Here is a 5,665-nt window from a genome sequence, read left to right as displayed (position 1 = left end):
GCGTGCAGGGACAGGCGCTTTCCTTGCCGGCACTGCCGATACAGTATGCCGATTATGCCGTATGGCAGCGCAACTGGCTGGAGGCGGGGGAGAAAGACCGGCAGCTGGCCTACTGGCGCGCCCAGCTGGGGGACACACACCCGGTATTGCAGCTTCCAACCGATCGCCCCCGGCTATCCACCGCCAGCTATCGCGCAGCGCGCTTTTCCTTTGTATTGCCGGCCGCTCTTGTGGCGGGATTGCAGCGTCAGGCCCAACGCCAGGGCGCCACGCTTTTCATGGCGCTGCTGGCCGGTTTTCAGGCCTTGCTGCAGCGTTATACCGGGCTGGATGACATACGCGTGGGCGTTCCGATCGCCAATCGCCACCGGATCGAGGTTGAAAGCATTATCGGCTTCTTCGTCAACACCCAGGTGCTGCGTAACCGTATCGACAGCCGCGCCTCCCTTAGGGTCCTGCTTGACCAGGCACGTGAAGCGGCGCTGGGTGCGCAGGCACATCAGGACCTGCCGTTCGAACAGCTGGTGGAAGCCCTCCAGCCTGAACGCAACCTGAACCAGAATCCTTTATTCCAGGTTATGTATAACCACCTGCGCGAGGATCATCGCCTGCTGGAAAGCTTGCCTGGACTTACCTTAGGCGGTTATGAGGTGGAGGAACAGGCGGCCCAGTTCGAGCTGACGCTGGACACCACCGAACGGCCGGATGGGCAAGTCGGGGCCCTGTTCAGCTATGCCGCCGAATTGTTCGAAGCGGCCACCATTGAACGGCTGGGTGCACACTATCTTCATCTCCTCCAGCAACTGGCCGAACATCCTGAACGCATCCTGGGCGACATTGACATTCTGAGTGGAGAGGAGAAGGCGCAGCTGAAGGCATGGGGAGTCAACGAGCAGCGCTATGCGAATGCCGAGCCGGTGCACCGTCTGATCGAACGGCAGGTGGAAGCCTGTCCCGAGGGTGTCGCGCTGATTTTTGGCGACACCGAGTTGAGCTATGCGGAGCTGAACCGGCGGGCGAACCAGTTGGCACACCGGTTGATTGCCTTGGGCGTCAAGGCCGAGACCAGGGTGGGCATCGCGGTGGAGCGCTCGATCGAGATGATCGTTGGCCTGCTGGCGATTCTCAAGGCGGGGGGTGCGTATGTGCCGCTGGACCCGGAGTATCCGCAGGAGCGGCTGAACTACATGGTGACGGACAGCGGCATTGGCTTGCTGCTGACACAAAGCCATATCAAGGCGCGCATCCCGCATCCGGCGCAGTGCGCGGTGCTGGAACTGGACACGCTGGATGTGAGCGGGGAAGGGACAGGCAATCCCGCCATACCCGTGCACGGGGACAATCTTGTTTATGTCATCTATACCTCCGGCTCTACCGGCAAGCCCAAGGGCGTGGGTGTAGCCCATGGGCCTCTGTCGATGCATGTCCAGGCTATCGGTGAAGTTTACGGTATGACGGCAGCGGATCGGGAGCTTCAGTTTGCATCGATCAATTTTGACGGTGCGCACGAACGCTGGCTTGTACCCCTGGCCTTCGGCGCGGCATTGATGCCGCGTGACAATGATATCTGGTCTGTTGATCGCACTGTTGCCGAGATTGCGAAGCATCGGATAACCATCGCCTGTTTTACACCCGGTTATCTGCATCAATTGGCTGAGCTAATAGGTAATGCCGGCCGCAGTTTGCCGATCCGCTCCTATACCGTTGGCGGCGAAGCAATGACTCGTGCCAGTTTTGATTTCGTGCAAGAGGTACTTCAGCCCCCCCGCATCGTCAATGGCTATGGTCCTACCGAGACAGTTATTACTCCCTTGATTTCTAAAGCTTATCCTGGTACTAGATTTGAGTCCGCCTATATGCCGATTGGTCATCCCGTCGGGGATCGGTCGGCCTACATTCTTGATTCTGATTTCAATCCGGTTCCGCAGGGCGTCGCAGGTGAATTGTATCTGGGGGGTGGCGGATTGGCGCGCGGCTACCTCAATCGTGGCGGACTGACGGCGGAGCGTTTTATTGCCGATCCTTTTGACGAGAAGGGAGGGCGGTTGTACCGCACGGGGGATCTGGCAAGATGGCGCGCGGATGGACAGATCGAGTATCTGGGGCGGCTGGATCATCAGGTCAAGGTGCGAGGCTTCCGCATTGAACTGGGAGAAATCGAAGCGCAGCTGCTGTTACAGCCCGAGATAAGGGAAGCGGTGGTGGTTGCAGGGGAAGGGCCCGGTGTAACAGGGGGCGCCAGGCTGGTAGCGTATGTTTCCCCGCAAGCGGGCGCCAGCATTGACAATGCCGCGCTACGCGAGGCGCTCGGCCAGGCGTTGCCGGATTACATGATTCCTGCGGCGATTGTGGTGCTGGAGCGTTTGCCGCTGAATCCGAACGGCAAGGTGGATCGCAAGGCGCTGCCCGAGCCGGAATTTACCAGCATCAACCACTATGAGGCGCCCCAGGGCGAGGTGGAAGAAGTATTGGCGGGCATCTGGGCCGATGTGCTCGGTATTGGGCAGGTGGGGCGCAATGATAACTTCTTTGAGCTGGGTGGCGATTCGATACTCAGCTTGCAGATAGTGACCAAAGTACGTCGTGCGGGCTGGAAGATCACCCCCCGGCAACTGTTCGAACGGCAGACCATTGCCGCGCTGGCCGTAGTGGTCGCCCCGGCAGAAGGGCTGGCTGAAACGATACAGAAAGATATAGGAAACACTTCAACGGGTGCGAGCAGCCTCGTGCCGCTGCTCCCAATCCAGGTTGAATTCTTCGCACAGGAAATTCCTGTCCGGAATCACTGGAACCAGGCCGTGCTGCTCAAAAGCAGCCAGCTTCTGGATATCGAATGCCTGGCTCGGGCGTTGGAAGCCGTGGTGCGTCATCACGATGCCCTCCGTTTTCGCTATGTAAAACAATCGGCCGGCAACTGGCAACAGACTTGCGGCGAACCTGTTGCCCAAAATTTGCAGGTTGTGCCATGGGTACGTCATGCTGCCAGTACCGAGCAGTTCGAGGCGTTATGCAATGAGGCTCAACGCAGCTTGAATCTGACGGAAGGCCCGCTATTGCGAGCTCTGGTCATCGAAATGGGCGATGGTACCCAGCGACTGCTGCTGGTTATTCATCATCTAGTGGTTGACGGTGTTTCCTGGCGTATCCTGCTTGAAGACTTGCAGAATGCCTATGATCAATATCGGAGAGGGGTATCGATCACGCTGTCCGAAAAGACGAGCGGCTATCCGATGTGGGCGCAACGGCTCCAGAGCTACGTTCATAGCCATGGGGATGAACTACCTTACTGGCAAGGCTTGGCAGATATACCCGTTTCCCTGCCTAAGGATTATCCGCAAGGCCCGAACAACGTTCATCATCAAGTCAGCATTATCCTCGGGCTCGACCGCAGGCAGACGCAAGCCTTGCTCAAGCAAGCTCCCGCGGCCTACCGTACCCAGGTTAATGACCTTTTGTTGACCGCGTTAGGAAGCGCCTTATGCCGGTGGAGCGGACACGAGAAGATCCTGGTCGATCTGGAAGGTCATGGACGCGAAGATTTATATGCGGACATCGATCTTTCGCAAACGGTGGGCTGGTTTACCAGTCTTTATCCGGTGATCCTTGATCCCTCCGGTGATTTGGAACAGAGGATCAAGCGTATCAAGGAGAGCCTGCGGCAACCACCCAACAAGGGATTGGGCTATGGCTTATTTAAATACCACGGTACGCCGGAACAGCGGCGGGCCTTGGCATGCGTACCCAAGGCGGAAGTGGTCTTCAACTACCTGGGACAATTCGATGCCAGTTTTGACGAAGCATCGTGGACGCTGGCGACCGAGCCTGCCGGTGATTTAATGGATGCAGCCGTGGTGCCGACCCATGACATATCCATAAATGGTCACGTCTATGCGGGTGAACTCAGCCTGGAAGTGAGTTATAGCCAAGCTCGCTATGCCAAAGCCACGATCAAGTCCTTTGTGAAGGACTATCAGGCTGAACTCGAAAGATTGATTACCCATTGCACCAGCGGGATCTGGGGCACCACGCCATCGGATTTTCCCCTGATTCAGGTCACGCAAGATGAGCTAAATGGTTTGCCAATTCCAGCAGAACGGCTTGATGATCTTTATCCGGTTTCGCCGATGCAATCGGGAATGCTGTTTCATAGCGTATATGATTCCGACGGCAGTCTCTATGTGAATCAGTTGAGAGCCGACGTCGAAGGATTGGACGTGGAGCGATTCAAGGCGGCGTGGCAAGCTGCTGTGGATCGTCATGACGTATTACGCACAGGCTTCCTGCATCAGCGTGATGTGCCGCTTCAGTGGGTAGCCAGAGCTATTGAGCTGCCGCTGACGGAATATGATTGGCAAGACCAGTCAAGCCGGCAATCAGTGAATCAGGAACAGGATCTGCAGGCGCTGGCCCGGTCAGAACACGCTCGCGGTTTCGATCTGACACAACCCCCGCTCATGCGTTTGGCATTGGTGCGCCTTGCCAACAAGAAGTATCACTTTATCTGGACCATTCATCATCTGCTGCTGGATGGCTGGAGTGCTTCCCAGTTGATGAGCGAAGTGTTGCAGCAGTATGGCGGAATGAGACTGTCTTCATCGGGAGGTCGCTATCGCAATTACATCGAGTGGCTTCAGAGCCGCGATATGAATGCGTCGGAGATCCATTGGCGGGAACAACTACGCGGCATGGGCGAGCCAACCCGACTGGCTGATGCTTTCTCCGCGCATGGCGAAGATTCTGGTTACGGCGAATACACAAGTGTAATTGAGCGCACTGCTACAGCGGGTTTAATCGATTTCGCAAGGCGCGAGCGCGTCACCGTCAATACCCTGATACAGGCCGCCTGGGCATTGCTCCTGAATCGTTACACTTGCCAGCCAGCAGTTGCTTTCGGCGTAACCATTGCGGGCCGGCCGGATGATTTGCCAGGGGCTGACCGGTTGCTAGGGCTTTTTATCAATACTCTGCCTGTGATCGCGATGCTGGATCCAGAGCAAGAGATATCCGCTTGGCTACGTGAGTTGCAAGCGCAGAATCTGTCCTTGCGTGAACATGGGCATACGCCATTGTATGAAATCCAGCGCTGGGGAGGGCAGGGCGGCCAGGGGTTATTCGATAGTATTCTGGTGTTCGAAAACTACCCGATGGACGAGGCTTTGCAGCAATTCGCATCAAGCGAACTCGTCTTTTCCGCCGTCAGAAGCCGGGAAGTTACCAATTATGCCTTGACTGTGTCGGTAACACAGGCAGACACGCTCAATCTTCAATATAGCTACACCGGTAAGGATTTCTCGGAGATTAATATAAGCCGCATCGCGGCACAGGTGGAAAGGTTACTCCGCGAAATTGTGCAGGGTTCAGGACGCATCCTGGGCGACATTGACATTCTGAGTGGAGAGGAGAAGGCGCAGCTGAAGGCATGGGGAGTCAACGAGCAGCGCTATGCGAATGCCGAGCCGGTGCACCGTCTGATCGAACGGCAGGTGGAAGCCTGTCCCGAGGGTGTCGCGCTGATTTTTGGCGACACCGAGTTGAGCTATGCGGAGCTGAACCGGCGGGCGAACCAGTTGGCACACCGGTTGATTGCCTTGGGCGTCAAGGCCGAGACCAGGGTGGGCATCGCGGTGGAGCGCTCGATCGAGATGATCGTTGGCCTGCTGGCGAT

1 protein-coding gene is annotated in these 5,665 nt (G+C 57.1%); it reads left to right on the top strand.

Annotation, left to right across the window (positions count from 1 at the left end; all coding sequences use genetic code 11):
* Window positions 1-23: 23 nt before the first annotated feature.
* A partial coding sequence (locus tag BLO43_RS16050; RefSeq protein WP_217628094.1) for a non-ribosomal peptide synthetase occupies window positions 24-5,665 on the top strand: 5,642 nt, incomplete at its 3' end.

The organism is Nitrosospira sp. Nsp13, from assembly GCF_900101945.1.
GTDB lineage: Bacteria > Pseudomonadota > Gammaproteobacteria > Burkholderiales > Nitrosomonadaceae > Nitrosospira > Nitrosospira multiformis_D.
Note: the sequence above shows the minus strand (reverse complement) of the source record. Positions and strands in the feature narration are given on the sequence as shown.